Origin of the sequence: Pandoraea pneumonica, from assembly GCF_049918595.1 — a bacterium.
Lineage (GTDB): Bacteria > Pseudomonadota > Gammaproteobacteria > Burkholderiales > Burkholderiaceae > Pandoraea > Pandoraea pneumonica_A.
This window is the reverse complement of record NZ_JBNCRZ010000002.1, coordinates 1,033,649-1,051,057: the sequence shown is the minus strand read 5'-3', so window position 1 is coordinate 1,051,057 and position 17,409 is coordinate 1,033,649. Positions and strand designations below refer to the sequence as shown.

The 17,409-nt window shown below is 62.6% G+C and carries 15 protein-coding genes; 6 read left to right on the top strand and 9 right to left on the bottom strand.

Annotation, left to right across the window (positions count from 1 at the left end; genetic code table 11):
* From ACPWR9_RS11210 to ACPWR9_RS11200, 3 genes are read right to left on the bottom strand one after another with little or no spacing between them, the layout of a single operon-like run.
* Complete coding sequence (locus ACPWR9_RS11210; protein WP_426296876.1) at window positions 1-765, bottom strand: ABC transporter permease; 765 nt, start codon at window positions 763-765, stop codon at window positions 1-3.
* A gap of 23 nt (window positions 766-788) precedes the next feature.
* Complete coding sequence (locus ACPWR9_RS11205; RefSeq protein WP_426296877.1) at window positions 789-1,673, bottom strand: ABC transporter ATP-binding protein; 885 nt, start codon at window positions 1,671-1,673, stop codon at window positions 789-791.
* Window positions 1,670-2,656, bottom strand: a complete 987-nt coding sequence (locus tag ACPWR9_RS11200) for an ABC transporter substrate-binding protein (RefSeq protein WP_426296878.1) — start codon at window positions 2,654-2,656, stop codon at window positions 1,670-1,672. The genes ACPWR9_RS11205 and ACPWR9_RS11200 overlap by 4 nt, the downstream gene beginning before the upstream one ends.
* Before the next feature lie 469 nt (window positions 2,657-3,125).
* Between ACPWR9_RS11200 and ACPWR9_RS11195 the strand changes: the two genes are divergently transcribed.
* Window positions 3,126-3,572, top strand: coding sequence for a MarR family winged helix-turn-helix transcriptional regulator (locus ACPWR9_RS11195; protein ID WP_426296879.1), 447 nt, complete (start codon window positions 3,126-3,128; stop codon window positions 3,570-3,572).
* A 25-nt stretch (window positions 3,573-3,597) separates the two neighbouring features.
* On the opposite strand, the gene ACPWR9_RS11190 is transcribed toward ACPWR9_RS11195, so the two are convergent.
* The 5 genes from ACPWR9_RS11190 to ACPWR9_RS11170 form a co-directional block, all read right to left on the bottom strand.
* Complete coding sequence (locus ACPWR9_RS11190) at window positions 3,598-5,886, bottom strand: molybdopterin cofactor-binding domain-containing protein (RefSeq protein ID WP_426296880.1); 2,289 nt, start codon at window positions 5,884-5,886, stop codon at window positions 3,598-3,600.
* Between the two features lie 135 nt (window positions 5,887-6,021).
* Window positions 6,022-6,666, bottom strand: coding sequence for an isochorismatase family protein (locus ACPWR9_RS11185; protein WP_426296881.1), 645 nt, complete (start codon window positions 6,664-6,666; stop codon window positions 6,022-6,024).
* A 22-nt stretch (window positions 6,667-6,688) separates the two neighbouring features.
* Window positions 6,689-7,723 carry a 2,5-dihydroxypyridine 5,6-dioxygenase gene (locus tag ACPWR9_RS11180; protein WP_426296882.1) on the bottom strand — a complete coding sequence of 345 codons (1,035 nt, stop codon included), beginning with the start codon at window positions 7,721-7,723 and terminating at the stop codon, window positions 6,689-6,691.
* A gap of 25 nt (window positions 7,724-7,748) precedes the next feature.
* Window positions 7,749-8,591, bottom strand: a complete 843-nt coding sequence (locus ACPWR9_RS11175) for an alpha/beta fold hydrolase (RefSeq protein ID WP_426296883.1) — start codon at window positions 8,589-8,591, stop codon at window positions 7,749-7,751.
* A 49-nt stretch (window positions 8,592-8,640) separates the two neighbouring features.
* The gene (locus ACPWR9_RS11170; protein WP_426296884.1) at window positions 8,641-9,393 is read right to left on the bottom strand and encodes a maleate cis-trans isomerase family protein; all 753 of its coding nucleotides are present in this window, start codon (window positions 9,391-9,393) and stop codon (window positions 8,641-8,643) included.
* Window positions 9,394-9,721: 328 nt separating this feature from the next.
* Between ACPWR9_RS11170 and ACPWR9_RS11165 the strand changes: the two genes are divergently transcribed.
* The 5 genes from ACPWR9_RS11165 (at window position 9,722) to ACPWR9_RS11145 (ending at window position 15,975) form a co-directional block, all read left to right on the top strand.
* On the top strand, window positions 9,722-10,891 hold the full coding sequence (locus tag ACPWR9_RS11165; RefSeq protein ID WP_426296885.1) for an FAD-dependent monooxygenase: 1,170 nt from the start codon (window positions 9,722-9,724) through the stop codon (window positions 10,889-10,891).
* An 88-nt stretch (window positions 10,892-10,979) separates the two neighbouring features.
* Entirely contained in the window at window positions 10,980-11,483 is a 504-nt protein-coding gene (locus tag ACPWR9_RS11160; protein WP_426296886.1) for a (2Fe-2S)-binding protein, read from the top strand.
* A complete protein-coding gene (locus tag ACPWR9_RS11155) occupies window positions 11,467-13,821 on the top strand; it encodes a c-type cytochrome (RefSeq protein WP_426296887.1) in 2,355 nt (784 codons plus the stop codon). Before ACPWR9_RS11160 ends, ACPWR9_RS11155 begins: the two co-directional genes overlap by 17 nt.
* A gap of 32 nt (window positions 13,822-13,853) precedes the next feature.
* The gene (locus tag ACPWR9_RS11150) at window positions 13,854-14,852 is read left to right on the top strand and encodes an XdhC family protein (RefSeq protein ID WP_426296888.1); all 999 of its coding nucleotides are present in this window, start codon (window positions 13,854-13,856) and stop codon (window positions 14,850-14,852) included.
* A gap of 121 nt (window positions 14,853-14,973) precedes the next feature.
* The gene (locus tag ACPWR9_RS11145) at window positions 14,974-15,975 is read left to right on the top strand and encodes a hypothetical protein (RefSeq protein ID WP_426296889.1); all 1,002 of its coding nucleotides are present in this window, start codon (window positions 14,974-14,976) and stop codon (window positions 15,973-15,975) included.
* A gap of 71 nt (window positions 15,976-16,046) precedes the next feature.
* Here ACPWR9_RS11145 and ACPWR9_RS11140 read toward each other — a convergent pair whose 3' ends face one another.
* On the bottom strand, window positions 16,047-17,354 hold the full coding sequence (locus ACPWR9_RS11140) for an MFS transporter (protein ID WP_426297953.1): 1,308 nt from the start codon (window positions 17,352-17,354) through the stop codon (window positions 16,047-16,049).
* Window positions 17,355-17,409 lie beyond the last annotated feature (55 nt).

Below are 17,409 nucleotides of genomic sequence, written 5' to 3'. Positions count from 1 at the left end.
TTAGCGTTGACGCCGCGCCTGAAAGCGCGTGTCGAGGCGGTTGAGCACCACGTTGATGAGCGTGACGGCGACGAGCACCATTAGCATCAACGCATACATGTCGTCGTTTTGGAAGTTGTTGTACGCATAGCCGATGGCGTACCCGATGCCCGAGCCTGACAGGATGAACTCGGACGCAATCACACCGATGAACGCGTACGCGACCGACAGCTTTACGCCGCTGAACAGGTAAGGCAGTGCCGCCGGTAGTTTGACGCGCAACGCCGACTGCCATGGCGAGAGCCGCATCACACTTGCCGTTTTGGTCAGCGAGCGCGGAATGCGATCGAGGCCGGTCAGCGTCGCGGTAATCATCGTCACCACGGCCAGCATGACCGCAATGGCGATGATCGGTAGCGAGCCCACCCCGAACAACACGATAAACACCGGATAGAAGATGAAGGTCGGCACGGCGTAATAGCTCGCCATGATCGGTTCGACCGCACGGCGCACGCTCGGCACCACATGTATCGCTAGGCCGAGCACAAAGCCGAGCACAACGGCCACAATCGACGCCGCCACGATATTGACGAAACTCGTCGCGATATCGTGCATGAAGCGCCCTTCGCGCAGTATCTCGATGGCATGCGCTGCCATCGCGCTGGGGGCGATCATCACAGACACGGGGATTGCCCCCGCACGGCAAAGCACTTCGATGAGCAGCACGAAGCCAATCACCACACCGCTGCGCCACGCAGTTTCCCGCTTGATCATTCGTAGGTTCATCTCGACTCCCTGCGGCCAATGGATCAATGCACCGCGCCATCGGCGCCCATCACCTTGAGCGACTCGATGCGGAGTTTTTCCCACAAACGCGACGTAATCTCACCAAAGCGCGGCGTCGACACGACTTGACTATCGCGATCGCGTTCCCAGCCGGTCTCGACGATATCGATGAACAACCCCGGGCGTGACGACATTACGCCGACGCGGTCCGACAACATCGCGGCTTCGTCGAGCGCGTGGGTAATCAACAGCACAGTGGCCGACGTCTCCCGCCACAGACGCAGCAACTCATCGCCCATCAACAGGCGCGTTTGCTGGTCGAGTGCGCCGAACGGTTCGTCGAGCAGGATCAGACGGGGCTGAATCACCAACGTGCGCGCGATGCACACACGCTGACGCATGCCGCCCGAGAGTTGTGCCGGATAGGCATTCGCGAAATCGCGCAGACCCATGAAGCCCATCGCATAGTCGACGCGACGCTTGACCTCCGCGCCATCGACACCGGCCATGCGCAAGCCGAACGAGATGTTGTCGCGCACCGTCAGCCACGGGAACGAGGCGTCTTCCTGAAACACGACGCCCACGCCATCCGGCACACCTTTGATCTCGCGTCCCTCGAACGTCACGGTGCCGCTACTGGGCTTGGCGAGTCCGGCCAGCGCATCGAGCAAGGTCGATTTGCCGCAGCCCGACGGGCCGACCACGGAGAAGAACTCGCCTTTTAACAACGTCAGATCGATGGGGCCGAGCGCGTGAAACAACTCCCGCTCGCCGGGCTTGTTGAAGTAGCGCGTCACGCCGGTGAGCACTGCATGTGGCTCGGGCTGTGCCGCTGCGATCGCGACCGGTGCGCGTGCGGCCGATCCTTCGACGATGTGCAGCATGGTATTCCCGTACGGCAGGTTCATAGCGTCCCCTTGGTCTTCAGATCGGCGGGCAGGAAGTCCTTGTCGACCAGCTTCGACCAATCGACGTTGTCCTTGATTTCGCCGACGAGCTTGAGCCCGTCGACCATACGATCGAGCTCGGCGCGATCGAACTCGCCCGTGCTCCACATGTGCGAGCGCACCATGTTGTCGACAGCTTCTTTCGCCACGGCAGGTGTGAGCTTGAAACTGGTTTCGAGAATCTTTGCGGCACCCGCCGGATCAGCGTAAGTCGCCTCGACCCCGGCGCGGCGGCCCGCGATAATCGCGCGCAGAACGTCCGGATGCGACTTCGCGAATTCGCGCGTCGTGATGCCCACGGACGTCGTCATCGGATGCAGCAAATCGCCCGCCCGATAGACCACGCGATATTTGTCTTTGCGCACGATCGACAGCGGCTCGATTGCGACAGCACCGGCGACGGCGCCTTGTTCCAACATCGTCATGCCGTTGACGTAGCCGCCTGAAGCCACGCGCGTGACCTTGGATTGATCGATGCCTTTGTCACGCAGTGCCATCAGAAACAGCATTTCCGACACGCTCTTAGGCGACGTGATCGCCACTTTTTTACCCACCAGATCGTCGATCGACTTCACATTGCTGTTGGGCATGGTGACCATCGACGCTTCGGCCACGCTGCGCGTACCGACATTGACGATCACGACGTCCATCCCCTGCCGTGCCGCCGCGAGCGCTGCCGATACCGCGACTTCGCCATACGGGGTTTTGCTGGCGAGAATGTTGCGCACCGTGGTGCCGCCGCCGCCCGAACTGAGGATGCCGGTGATATCGACACCGGCCTTTTTGAACAGGCCCTTGTCCATCGCGACGGCGTAAGGTAGCCCGTACAGACTATTTCCCCACTGCGTGACCGAAATTTCTTCGGCGTGAACCGCGCGCGCCGCGGGTAGCAACATGGCCGCAGCGCCCAACGTCAGGCAAGCGCGCTTGAACAGATTCGTCATCTTCAGCTCCGGGTCAAACTTGCAAAAGGTTCGTCGGACTTTGCGCGCATCTTGCTCACGCAAAATACATTGTAGACACTCAAATTATCATTGCAACGCAATGTTCATGCCATCGCCTAGGGGTTTGCACTCAGCTGCGCCGCACCATGATAAAACCCATGTAAATAAAGGCATAAAGACGCAGGCCAGAGGATTTTCAGCGCACAGAACGTGACTCGATCATCGCGCATTTTTCGATCGGAAAATTAATGTGTACGTTATAAAATATCGCTTTCGCCACACGGCCGTGCATGACGTCCCGGGTTTGGTGCCATGTTGCTCGGCATGCACCCCGATGGCGCGGCGCGTATTTGCAGCGACGTCACCCGTTTGATGTGGCGCAAATACGCGTCAATCGCCGTGTATTGGCGTGCCGGTCTTCACGTTTATCGGGTGTACACTTCACCCACTTCCATCAGGGCATCGCCTCATGACGTCGCGCAAAGACTCTTACGACTTCCACGACCAGATCGGCCATTTGCTACGACGCGCCTATCAGCGTCACGTCGCCATTTTTCAAGATGCCATTCCCGATTCGGATCTGACAGCAGCGCAATTTGTCGCGCTGTGCACGGTCAAGGAAAAGCAGTCGTGCTCGCTCAACGACATCGTCAAGACGACGGCGATCGATCAGGCAACCATTCGGGGTGTTGTGGAGCGCCTGAAGGCGCGCAAGCTGATCGAGGTCAATGCCGACCCCAACGATGGCCGCAAGCTGCTCGTGCAGGCGACCGAGGACGGTCTCGCGCTCATCAATCGCACCGTGCCGTTTGCCAAAGAAGTGACCGAGCGCACTTACGGCACCCTGAACCCGGGCGAGCGCGTTGCGCTGCTTTTCCTGCTGCGCAAGATGATGGATGCCGAAGCCGCGGAGTGAGATTGGCGCACCCGGCGCCGTGCGCTCACGCTTGTGTGGTTGCAGGCGACTGAGGCTGCAATAGCCGCCCCGCTTGCGCCAACGCCGCGCGCACCGTCTCCGGGGTGAACGGCGGCGCGACAATGCGCACGCCCGTCGCGTCGTAAATCGCGTTGGCCAGTGCCGCTGGGCCAGGCACCGAGGCCGATTCGCCAGCCCCCATCGGCGGCTCACCCTGACGGGGCATGAGCACGACATCCAGCGCTGGCAATTCGGCGAACGTCAGGATCGGATAGCCGCCCCACTCGCGACTCGCCACCCGGCCATCGACGAAACGCACGCGCTCCTTGAGCGAGCGGCTCAGCACTTGCACGACATTGCCATGCAATTGATGGCGTACGCCGTCGGGATTAATCATCGTGCCGGTGTCCTGCCCGACGGTTACGCGCTCGACCTTCACCTCACCGGTGACGCGATCGACCAGCACGTCGGCAATCCATGCCGACCATGCCGCACCAAACCCCGGGAATCGACTGTGAACATAGCGCGCATAGGACACGCCGCGTCCGCGCACGTAGCGTTGCGGCGCGTCCCAGCGCGACGAATCTTGTGACCTTGGCGTCCAGCCCGCCCGCGTTGCGACGGCATTCAGCAGCTCAATCGCACGCGCGCCCTTCAGGTGTTGCAACTTGAACTGCAAGGGGTCGACACCTGTGGCCGCCGCCATCTCGTCGGCGAATGAATCATGGGCAAACGAATTGGGGAGTGCAGATACGCCTCGGAACCACGAGGCGCGCACCAGCGGCGCCATGTCGTCGCAAACGAAGCGGCGATTCGCACTTTCATAGGGCGATACTGCCGTGCGGTCTCCCATTTCGAAGACCCCGCCAACCGGTGGCACAACGCCCGTGAGCAAGGACGCCAGAATCGGCGCGTCGTTGGAAGGGTAACGGGCGGCGAAATCGTAAGCGAGCAACTCACCGCCGCGCGTTGCTGCACCCCGCACGTTGACCACCTGCCCCGTCCCCTTTGGCTCCCAAAGGTGTTCGTCGGCGCGCGACAGCTGCACTCGCACCGGCGCGCCGACAGCGCGCGAGAGCAGGAGCGCGTCGCCACACACGTCGTCCGCGCAATTGCGGCCATAACAACCCGCGGCCTCCATGCGCACGACATCGATATCCGACTCGTCGCGGCCGATTAACTGCGCCAGGTCATAGCGCAACGACACGGGGTTCTGCGTGCCCGACCAAACGGTAATTCGCCCGTCGCCAGCAGCGCGATACTCCGCGAGCGCACATGACGGTCCGATGGAACCGTGCATCTGGTACGGCCAGACGTACGTGCGCTCGAGGGTCACGACGTCGTCGCGGGCGAACACCGCATCGACATCCCCCTCATCCAGCAGCGGGCGCCGCTTTGCCGGTGCCGACGCAATCGCTGCCGCCGGGTTATCCATCGCGGGCAGCGGCGGCAGCGCCTTCCACGTCACGCGCAGCTCGCGCGCGGCGCGAATCGCCTGTTCTTCGCGCAACGCAACAACGCCGACAAAGTCGCCAATCACGACAACTGCCCTGATGCCTGGCAGATGCGCGATGGAAGCTTCGTCGACACCGAGCAGCGAAGTCCCCACGAACGCGCCGGTGTCGATGCCGCTATAGGGTGGGCGCACCACGCGGCCGTGCAACATGCCCGGCACGCGCATGTCGTGCACAAAAGTGAGTTGCCCGCTCGCCTTCGCAGGCAAGTCGACGCGCCGCGACGATTTGCCGACAACGCGATAGGTCGCCGGATCTTTAACGGGCGTCTGCAAATCAAGTGTGAGAGCGAGGCGCTCGCCTTGCACGAGTTCCGCGAACGATGCGCTGCACTCGGCGCCGGCTGCGGTCTCGCCGGAAATGCGGGCACCGTCGCAGTGCAGACGCTCGGCGGGAATGCCGAAACGACGGCTGGCCAACTCGATAAGCGCATGACGTGCCTGCGCAGCGGCACAACGCAGCGGAATCGCGGAAATCTGAATGGTGGCGCTCGCGATGGTTGGCCCTTGATTGGGCGTCGCGTCGGTGTGGCCGAGCTGCATCTCGACCTGCGCAGCCGCCACGTCGAGTTCCTCGGCCACGATCTGAGCCAGCGAGGTGCGGATGCCCGTGCCCAGATCGACGTGACCGTTGAAAGCGAGAATGCGGCCGTCGTCGAGCACGGCGACGAACACTTCGGGCACGGCGGCCACGAACGTCGAATGGCTGCCGGGTTGACCGGGGGCGGGCTTGACGGGTGTGGCGGGCTGACGGATCACCGTTAGGCAGCCCTCGCGCGCCAGCAATTCAGTGCGGTTCACGAGCGGAAATTCCTGTGGTTCGGCAGGCGCCATCGCGCCATGTCAGTCGTCACGCTAGAGGGCCAATATTGGCGCGTCAACCGTCGCGCTCGTCACCCTCCTCCGGGTTCGGCGGGCACTTGGCCCGCCGCGCTGTCAGCGAGTGCGCCGCTCGATGGCGTCGATGGCATCCGCCAGCGGCATCACCGCCGCGTACTTTTGCTGCATATCGAACAGGTTGGCCTCGTGCGGCGCAATGGCCCGATCGCCCACGCAGTCCGATAGCACCAACGGCCGGAATCCGTGCGACATGGCGTCGACCACGCTTGCGCGCACACAACCGCTGGTGACGGCGCCGCACACGAGCAGCGTTTGCACAGCCCGCTGCGACAGCCACGGCGCGAGTTGTGTCCCGAAGAATGCCGACGGCACCACCTTGCGCACCACAAGCTCACCGGGGGCGGGCGTGAGCTCCGGCACGATGGCGCTATTCGGATGGTCTTCGGTCAACGTTGCCATGCCCGGCACCTTGAGCGAAAAGACGTTGTCGTCGCTGCCGTCGTCCGCATAAACGATGCGGCTATGCGCCACCGGCCAGCCGTGCTTACGGGCGAGTGCCAGCGCGTCGACCGTGCGCGCAATCGCTTGCGGAATGTTGCCGCCGCCAAACGTCTTGGGATCGGCAAAACCGACCACCAGGTCGATGATTAGCAAGCCGATGTTGCCGTGCACCGGTAGCGGTGTACCGAAGCCTTGCCGCTGGTAGACGTGGGCTTCAGCGTGTTGCGAGGTATCACTCATGTCAGTAGTCTCTAGGCAAGTTTCATTCGTTGACGACGCGACCGTCCTTCACCATGACGGCGTCGTCGAGCATCACCGTGCAGTTGCGCAGCGGAATATCGATGTGGCACGTCGTGGTGCGGCTGCCGCCGCCTTCGTTGTTCGGGCCGAGCGAGAACAGGAAGTTGCCTTCGAACGCGCGAGCATCCATGCCGATGGTCGCCTCGCGGTCGTACAGCCCGAGCGTCGACCAGCGGGCGCGCGGCTGAAGCCCCCAGCCAATGTGCGAAATGGCATAGCCTTCGGGGTCGCGGAACGTCTCCATGTAATCGCGCAGCAGGGCGGCGTCCACGCCGCCTTCGATGCGCGTTGCGTAGCCCTTCTCGACCGTCAGGACGATCGGCTCTGTCACATAGCGCTTCTGCGGCAACAGGATGTCTCCACGGTCGATCACGATGGTGCCGTGCGCCGTGTGATCGTTCGGATACGACAGCGCAAAGCCGCTCGGCCAGTGGTCCCAGCGTCCCGGCTCGTCGACGAAGCCGTACTCGGCCGTCGGGCCGAATTCCCCCATCGGACAAACCAGCGACGTACCGGCGGGCGACGTCACGCGCATTTCACGGGCGGCACCGAGTTTCGCTGCTGCCGCCAGCACACGCGTTTTGTCCGCTTGCGTCGGCACCATGCGCGCCAGCACTTCCGGCGGCTCGACGGCCAAAAGAATCTTCGTGCCGCTTTTGAGAATGTCGTGCTGCTCTGGCGAGAACAGCAGCGTCATCAGGTCGAGCACCAGATCGCTTTCCTTGAGGGCCGCAATGGCTGCACGGTTGCCGGTGAGCGGCGTGGTGCCGAGATAGGACAGCGAATCGCGGCTGAATGCTTTTTCACCGTTGACCGGCGGCAAATCGAGCCGATTGACGATCGCGCCCATCGACTGGGTTGCGATCGTCGCGCATTGCAACGTTTGCGGATGCGTCGATGCGCTGGTGAGGATCGTGACCGTCTGACCGCGCTCGAGCTTCGAGAGCGTCAGCACCGCTTTCCACGCCTCGATCAATTGGTAATCGCTGATGGCCATGAGTTGGCTCCTGTGTCAGGTGGCGTCAGACCGTCGCAGGGGAACCCACGGGCGCCCCCAGGAAGTCGCCGAACGCCGCATAAAAACCTGCCGCGTTGTCCCACGGAATCATGTGACCGGCATTCGGTACGCGCACGTGGCACATCGACGGCGTGGCTTGCTGCAACTCGGCGACGTCTTCATCGCGCACCACGTCGCCGTTTTGCGCCGTCATCAGCAGCGACGGCACTTGAAGACGCGCCGCATCGGCGTAGAAATTGTCGGTATGAAAGCCTTCGTAGGACGCCAGTACGGCGCGCTCATCGCAGGTATGCAGCCATTCGGCGCGCAGCGCCCGCTCGGCGTCGGTCCATGTCGGGCAGAAGGCGCGCATGCCCTCGGCATCGGTGCCCGCGCGTGCGAGGGCCATCGACTCGACATACCACGGCAACTTACCGGGGTATTCGCGACGCCCCGGGCCGGAGACAGGCGGGTCGACCAGCACCACCGACACGAGGCCGCGCGGTTCGCGCATCGCTGCGCGTGCTGCGATGCGCGCCCCCATCGAATGCCCCACCAACGTCACACGTTCGAGCTTGAGCGCCGCGACCAATGCCGCAACGTCGTCGGCTTGTGCATCGAGGCTGTAGTCGAGATCGGGGGAAGCGCTAGACAGGCCGCGGCCTCGTACGTCGAGCACATAGGTATCGAACTCGCGACCAAGCACTTCGCCGACGAAGCCCCACGTGATAGCCGGACTGGTAATGCCTGGGATAAGCACGATGGCCGGGCGGGTGGCACGCGCCCCCTCGGTGCCACCGTAGCGCAGGTAATGCTGGCGAATGCCGTTGGCAGCCACATTGGCGCCGTACTGGAATGTCGAAGTCATAGCGCGGGCCTCACGAGTCGCAGAGTGTCGATCGAGAAATGCCGGGACATCAATATGCGCCCGACAACAGCGCACCGGCTCCCGGCACGATCGGCTCCAGATCGAGCTCGCGCAGCATGGCGTACGTGGTGGCGATGGCGGCAGTAATCACCGGCTTGCCCGTCATCGCTTCGACTTGCGCGACGGCGGGCAGCGACGGCATTTGCACGCAGGCCGACAGCACGATGGCATCGGCGTCTTGGTAGGGCAGCGTTTTGACGATGTCCGGCAGGCGGCTCGGGTCGTGTCGACCGACATCGAGGTTGTCCGGGATCTCCAGCGCGCGATACGCGATCACGTCATAGCCCTCGTTGCGGATGTAATCGACCACGAGTTCCGTCAGCGGCACCATGTACGGCGCCACCACGACGATGCGTTTCGCGCCGATCACGCGCAGCGCATCGACCAACGCGCCCGCACTGGTGAGCACCGGCGCTGCGCCGTCGTTCGCGATGGTCTGCTCGGTCAGGCGTTTCTGCGAGACGCGGTGATAACCATGGCCCATCGCCATGATCGCGACCAGGCAGGCATAGCCGAGCACGTCAACACGCGCGTCGCTCAATTCCAACGCACAGCGATCCGACTCTGCGTCCATCGCGGCCAGTTCTTCCTTCACCACCTTCTTCATGCGCATGCGGCTCGAATGGAACGTGAATCGTTCGGGCCGAATGGCCTCACGCAGCCGCAGCATCGCGGGAATCTCAGTTTCCATGGTGGTGTTGGAACTCGGCACGATCTGGCCGATGCGGTAACGCTTGCTCATGACGACATTCTCCGGAAGGGGTGGACGACGCGGCGGGTGTGCGAGTCAAAAATATCGTGCACACACCACAAACGGTCAGGGTGCGAGAAACTCTAGCGCACACATTGAATTTTCGCAACACAACACAAAAACACAGAGAGCGCCGGAAATTCCGCATAAACCCGCATGCCATCGGAAAAATATTCGATAACTTTGGGGTTAACACTGAGACTGTATTTTTCCGCTTGCGAACGAAATTTATCGTGTGTACGCTACGAATCACCGAACTCAACCAGCCCGGACCTCTCCCCTGTCCACGATGGCGCCGGGCGTACGATCAGGAGCCTCCATGAGCAAACCACGCATCGCCATCATTGGCGCAGGCCTGGGCGGCACGGCCGCTGCCGGCCTGTTGGAACGCAGCGGCTACGACGTCGCGTTGTACGAGCAAGCCCCCGCGTTCTCGCGTCTGGGTGCGGGTATCCACCTGGGGCCGAACGTGATGAAGATCATGCGTCGCCTCGGCATCGAAGACGCACTCAATGTGATGGGCTCGCACCCCGACTTCTGGTACAGCCGTGACTGGAAGACGGCCGAAGCGCTGTCGCAGATTCCGCTGGGCGACTTTGCGCTCAAGACCTACGGCGCGACGTATCTGACCGTGCACCGTGGCGACTTTCATGCGCTGATGACGCAAGCCGTGGCACCGGGCACCATTCGTTTCGGCAAGTGCCTGCAATCGGTGGAAGACGTGGGTAACGAAGTGCGTCTGACATTTACCGACGGCACGGTCGAGACGGCCGACATCGTGATCGGTGCTGACGGCGTCAATTCGAAGATTCGCGAGCATCTGCTGGGGGCAGAACCGCCCCGCTACACCGGCTATGTCGCACACCGCGCGGTATTCCCGGCATCGCTACTGGGCAACAAGCCTTACGACATGTGCGTGAAGTGGTGGTCGGAAGATCGGCACATGATGGTCTATTACGTGACCGAGAAGAAGGACGAGTATTACTACGTGACCGGTGTGCCGCAGAAGGAATGGCCCGAAGGCGTCTCGATGCTGCCGAGCAGCCGCGAAGAGATGCTCGAAGCCTTTGCGGGCTATCACAGCGATGTGCAGCACCTGATCGAAGTTTCGCCGACGATCACCAAGTGGCCGCTGCTCGAACGCGACCCGCTGCCGCTGTGGAGCCGTGGCCGTCTGGTGCTGCTGGGCGACGCGTGCCACCCGATGAAGCCGCATATGGCGCAGGGTGCCGCGATGGCCATTGAAGATGCCGCCATGCTCACGCGCTGCCTGAATGAAGTTGGCGTGACCGAATACGGCAATGCCTTCGCGCTGTACGAGTCGAACCGCGCCGAGCGCGCTTCCGAGGTGCAGCGGGTGTCCCACAACAATACGTGGCTGCGCACCAATGAGGACCCGGCATGGGTATTCGGCTACGATGTGTTCGAGATTCCGCTCGTGCCCGCCGCATCGCACAAGGTCGCGCCGCCGTTGACGGCTGCTGCCTGAGTGGCGGGCATGGGACTTGCATGAACCTGCGGGGTGGCGCATCCAGCACGGGTGGCGCCACCCCGATTCTTCTTCTGCGAGCCTGCCCATGGTTGTATCGAATACCGTTGCGGGGCCCCTCACGCTGTGCGTGAACGGCGCGCGGCACACCGTGCCCGACGCCGCCCCCGACACGCCGTTGCTCTATGTGCTGCGCAACGATCTCGCCCTCAATGGCCCCAAGTACGGCTGCGGGCTGGGCCAATGCGGCGCTTGCACGGTACTGGTCGACGGGCAGCCGACACGCTCGTGTGTGGTGCCCGCGAGTGTGGCGCGCGAGCGCGAAGTCACCACGCTGGAGGGGCTTGGCAGCCTCGACGATCTTCACCCTATTCAGCGCGCGTTCATCGATGAGCAGGCAGCCCAATGCGGCTACTGTCTGAACGGCATGATCATGAGTACCAAGGCCTTGCTCGAACGCAACCCCACGCCCGACGACGCGGCGATATACGACGCGCTGCGCTTCAACCTGTGCCGTTGTGGCACGCACTACGAAATCGTCAAAGCCGTGCATCGCGCGGCGCAATATCTGCAACATGACGCGGCTCGTTGACGTCCCCGCCGTAGAAGGCGGCTCGCATGCCGACTATGGCTGGCCGACGCGCGATGGCGAGGCGAATGCGCGCCTCGAAATCACGGCGCAAACGCATCCTGACGGCAGATTGCGCACCTGGCGCTACCGCGCAGATGTGCGCAGCGATGCCGCCACCGGGGATGACGCCGCGCTAGTTGCTCCGCGCCCGCAAGATCCCGCAACGCTGCCGCCTTCGCTATATCGATTCGACGTTAGCGCCGTGCAGGTGAGCGACGCGGGGCATCGCATTCCGTCGCAAGCGCATACGTTTGCGCGCGAATCGTTCATGGACGAAGTCGCCGCTGAAGCTGCGCAAGACCCCGTCGGATACCGTCTCTACCACCTTGACCCTGAGCGCGACACTGGCGCGCGCGAAGTCATTCGCATGGTGGCGCAGCGCGCCGCTTGGGGGCTGCCCGAGCGCCCCGATGCCGTGAGTGCACCGGACGGCTGGCAACGCGGCCGAGGCTTCGCCTTCGACGGCGAGGCGTCGAACGCTACCGCAGGCGATTCGCCCGACACGTGGTCGGCGTGGGTCGTCGATCTCGACGTTAATGCGCAGACCGGCGAGATCGCCATTCGGCGCGTTGTTGCGGGTCAGGCCACCGGCGAACCCGACGGGGCGCCACATGTGGCTGGCCTGCCGGCATGGCAGATCACCGACGCGATGCAGCGTGCGCTCGGCATGGCATGGAATGCCGAGGCGACGCACGACGAAACCGGTGCCGCGGACGCTGACCAAGCGGCGATGGCACTCACATTGCGACGTGCTTTGACGCAGGCGGCGGCAGCGCCCGATGGTGCCGACGCACCCGATCAGTTGTCGCGCGCCGATGCCGAGCGTTTGGCGCGGTCCGCAGCACCCGCTGCCGCCGCGATTGCGAATGCATTATTCGATGCGACTGGCGTGCGCCTGCGTCGGCCGCCTTTTGATCCGGCAAGTTTGCGTGCCGCCCTGCGCGATCCGCGTGTAGCAGCAGCCGAGGCACCCGCCGAGCAGCGGCGCCCTGCGCGGTGGCGACGTTGGTTGGCGGGCGGTGGCATTGGCGGTGTGGTGGGTGGATTGATTGGACTGGCTTGTGCCATGCTGCCCGGCGCGGCGGAAATCGCGCCCATCACGGCACCGGACAATTCCCTGTGGTCCACCGCAACGCTGGAACGCGGCCGTCAGATTGCACTGGCTGGCGACTGCGCCGTTTGCCACACGGCCGCAGGCGGGGCGACCAATGCGGGTGGCCTTGCACTGGAGACCCCGTTCGGCACCGTCTACTCGACCAATCTCACACCGGATGCCGAGACGGGTATCGGCCGCTGGTCATACGCGGCGTTTGCGCGTGCCATGCGTGAGGGCATTTCGCGCGATGGCTCGCATCTGTACCCCGCATTTCCGTACACATCGTTCTCGAAGATGAGCGAGCCGGACATGCTAGCGCTGTACGCCTATTTGATGACGCAACCGGCCGTGGCCAACACGCCGCCGAAAACCGAACTGCCCTTCCCGCTCAATCAGCGGCGTCTGGTGGCAGGTTGGAACTGGCTGTATCACGACACGACGGAATATCGTCCCGATCCCGCGCAATCGACACTGTGGAATCGTGGGCGCTATCTGGTTGACGGCGCGGGTCATTGCGGCGCGTGCCACACGCCGCGAAACATGCTCGGTGCTGAGCGCACCAAGTTGTACTTGCGCGGGGGCGAAGCGGAAGGCTGGCGTGCACCGCCGCTGGTGGCATCGCCCGATTCCCCGGTGCCTTGGACCGAAGGTGCCCTTTTCGACTATCTACGCACTGGCTTTTCGCCAGAGCATGGTGTTGCCGCTGGCCCCATGGCACCCGTCGTAGCGGGCCTCGCCGCGCTGCCGGAAACGGATGTACGCGCCATCGCGCATTACATTGCATCGCTTTCCCCGCAGCCGGATACCGCACAAGTCGCTGACCTCGCACGCCATCGTGCCGCTGGTGTCGATATCGCCACCACGCTCGGGCTGGAAAATGGGCGACGCACCTTCGAGGCGGCCTGCGCGGTCTGTCACACCGAATCGGGTGGTGTCGGACACTTCGGTGTTCGCCCGCTGATGGGCTTGAACACAAGTGTTAGTCAGGCGACGCCGGATAACCTCATGCATGTGCTGATGAACGGCATCGACCAGCCCGCCACCGAAGCACTGGGCTACATGCCGGGATTTCGCGACGCGTTCGACGATCGTCAGATCGCGGAACTCGCTTCGTACATCCGCGCGCGTTACGCGCCGGATCAGCCTGCATGGCGGGACCTTGATACCGCGGCTGCGCGTGCCCGGGTCGCTCATCCCCACTGATTACTTACTGGTTGCACAGGGAGCCCCCGCCCATGCACAGCGTCGATCACGAAGTCCTTGAAACTGCCTCACGCTGGCTCTCGCAGGGGCGTGGCGTGCAGCTGTATACGGTGGTCACGACGTGGGGATCATCGCCGCGTCCGCCCGGCGCCATGCTCGCAATTCGTGACGACGGACGACTGGTCGGGTCAGTCTCCGGTGGGTGCATCGAAGACGATCTGATCGATCGCATGCAGCGCGATGGCCCGCCCGGCCTACGCCCTGAATTGGTCGAATACGGCGTGAGTGCCGACGAGGCCCATCGTTTCGGCCTGCCGTGCGGCGGCACGATGCGGCTGGTACGTGAGACGTTGTCGAGCGCGAGTGCATTGCCGGGACTGATCGAAGCCATGTGCAATGGCCGCGCGATGCGGCGAACGCTGGACATGGCGACGGGTGCCGTCGCGCTAGCCCCGCTGGCCGAGCATCTCGACGGTGATGCTTGTACGTTCGATGGCGAGCGTCTCGTCACCTCTCATGGGCCGACGTGGCGGTTGCTGCTGATCGGCGCCGGGCAACTCACGCAGTATGTTGCGAACATTGCGCTGACACTCGATTACGCGGTCACCGTGTGCGATCCACGCGAGGAGTACCGCGAGGGATGGCAGATGCCAGGCGTGACGCTGGTACGCACGATGCCCGACGATACGGTCATCGGTATGCGCCCCGACGCCCGAATGGCCGTGGTGGCGCTCACCCACGACCCAAAGCTCGACGATCTGGCGTTGATGGAAGCACTGATGTCTCCGGCGTTTTACGTCGGCGCGATTGGCTCGCGCGTGAACAACGACAAGCGCCGCGAGCGGCTGCGGCTGTTTGGCGTCACCGAAGCTGCGTTGGCGCGTCTGCGTGGTCCGGTCGGACTGCATCTGGGCGGGCGCACGCCACCCGAAATTGCCGTGTCGATTGCGGCAGAGCTGACGGCGCGCCGGCATCGGCTACCCGTGATGTCGCTGATGGACGTGCAGGCTGGGAAGGCACTGGCGGGTTGAGCCTCTGTTGGCTCAACCTGAAACTCGGAAGTCGCCCAACGACGCATGACTCGTTTCTCGATAGGCTCATTCCCCAACATTTATCGCCTGCGCAAATGCGGCGTATTTCTGGGGAATTCCGTTGAACGAACCTCTCGCGAGCGAACAACGATCTGATTATCGACACTCACCGCTGTCGAAATGGCATTGCACCTGTCTACTGGCAACAACCTGCCTGCTCCCCGCTTTTGCAGCAGCAGCGAGCCCCGCGTCTTGTGCTTCACCATGGCCTTCCGTCAAGGTGTTGCTTGAATCCAAAATCGGCTACCTGAACGCGGCAACCAAAGCCACGCCGTTCATTACGCTGGAAATTGACGGCCAGCCTCGTCGATTCCTTCTGGATACCGGCACCAACCTCAACGTGCTCTGGGACGCCTCCCTCGGCGCAGGTGCGATCTCCGGCCAGAACACGATCATTCAGACCGAGGTTGCACAAGCACAGGCCACGCAGGAAGTTCATCGCATCAGCGATAGCCGTCGCGACTCCTTCGAATCAGTGTTTCAACGGATTCCTCAGTCAATCCTCGCTGACGACGGTCTGTCAGGCATTTTTAGCCCACAATTCACTGCCTTTGAAATCTCAGGTAGTGACCGATCATTTGCCGTACTTGATTTCGACCGAGATTGCTTCTTTATCAGCCCGGCATTTGAAATTGACGTAATACCAAACTATCGGCTCGCTAAAGGACGTGCCATACCCAACCCTCACCATGTGATGGCGGCAACGCTCGGTTTTTTCGGCGCGAAGATTCCTGTCGCGGTGGATTCGGGAGCGGATCGAAGCAGCCTTCTCCGGACGTTAGTTTCGGAGCTCCCGAGGATACCCGCGATCACACGTACCGCAGACGTCTGGGGAAACGTACTGACCAACAAGACTTATATGAGGCGGGTCAGCTTCACGCTTAACGGCATTGACCACCCAAACGTTCTCGCGGCGGAACAAGCTGCAGTCCAAGAGGGAGGATCAACAACGCTCGGCAAGATTGGCATGGATATCCTGAGAAATCACGTTGTTATATTGAGTTCTGACGTTCGCGAATTCAACCTGCTTAGACCGGTCGCTCCCGCCCCCACCACACCATAGAGAAAGCCGGCGTCTCGCCGGCTTTCTCGTCTCCCGTTCAACTCGGACGCCTTCCGGCGCCCGCACTTCCATCAGCGATTCACCACATGCTTCGGGTACGAAAGCGCGAGTGCACAACCGATCAGCATGCACACGCCAAAGCCGTAGATACCCGCCGATTGCGAATGGAACGTGTCGCGCAACCAGCCGATGAAGTACGTGCTGAAAAAGCCGCCGAGATTCGCCAGCGAGCAGGCGAATGCAATGCCCGCCGCAGCCGCTGAACCCTTGAGGAACGTCGACGGCAATGCCCACACAACCGGCATCGCGGCGGCGGCGCCCAGATTGATCAGCGAGAACAACACCACCGTCATCGCGGTGCCATGCGTGCCGCCCGCGAAGACGAACATGGCCACGGCCGAGAGCAGAAACGGCAGCACGATGTGCCAACGACGCTCGCGCAGCCGGTCCGAGCGCGCACCCCAGACAAGCACGCCAACAACGGCCAGCGCATTCGGAATGGCCATCAACCAGCCAATCGTGTACGGGTCGCGCACGCCGGTGTCTTTCAAGATCGTCGGCAGCCAGAAGCTCACGCCATACAGGCCCAGCAGTACACACAGATCGACCAGCCCCAACACCCACACCTTCAAGTCGGTGAACGCGGCGCCCAGGTTATGGCGTTTTTTCACGCCGGAATCCTTGTCGAGATTTGCCAGCAGGACCGCCTTCTCTCGCTCGGTGAGCCAGCGCGTCGATGCAATGTCGTTCGGCAAATACATAAAGATTGCAACGCCGAGCACCACCGACGGAATCGCTTCGATCACGAACAGCCATTGCCAGCCGCCGAAGCCATGCGCACCATCGAACATTTGCATGATCCAGCCCGACAACGGACTGCCGATCATGCTCGAGAGCGGCAACCCCACCATGAACAACGCGATGATGCGCGCACGGCGCTCATCGGGATACCAGCGCGTCAGGTACAGCAACACACCCGGCAGGAAACCCGCTTCGGCCACACCAAGCAGAAAGCGCAACACGTAGAACTGCGTGGGCGTGGACACGAACGCGGTGGCGCCCGAAATCAAACCCCACGTAATCATGATGCGCGCGATCCAAAGCTTAGCCCCGACCTTCTGCAAGATCAGGTTGCTAGGCACTTCGAAGAGGATATAACCGGCAAAAAACAGGCCCGCGCCGAGCCCGTAGACGGTGTCGCTGAATTGCAGTGCGTTAAGCATCTGCAACTTGGCCAACCCGACGTTGATCCGGTCGAGATAAGCCGCGAAATAACACAAACAGAAAAACGTGATTAGGCGAACCGTAACCTTGCGGTAGAGCGCATCGGTCTCGGTGGTCGACGCGGCCGCTTGCGTGGCCAGGTCGGGCGTAGAGATGTAGGACATGGCGATTCCCGGTGGCATGAGTGTCTGGGTCGATCGTCCGCCCGGC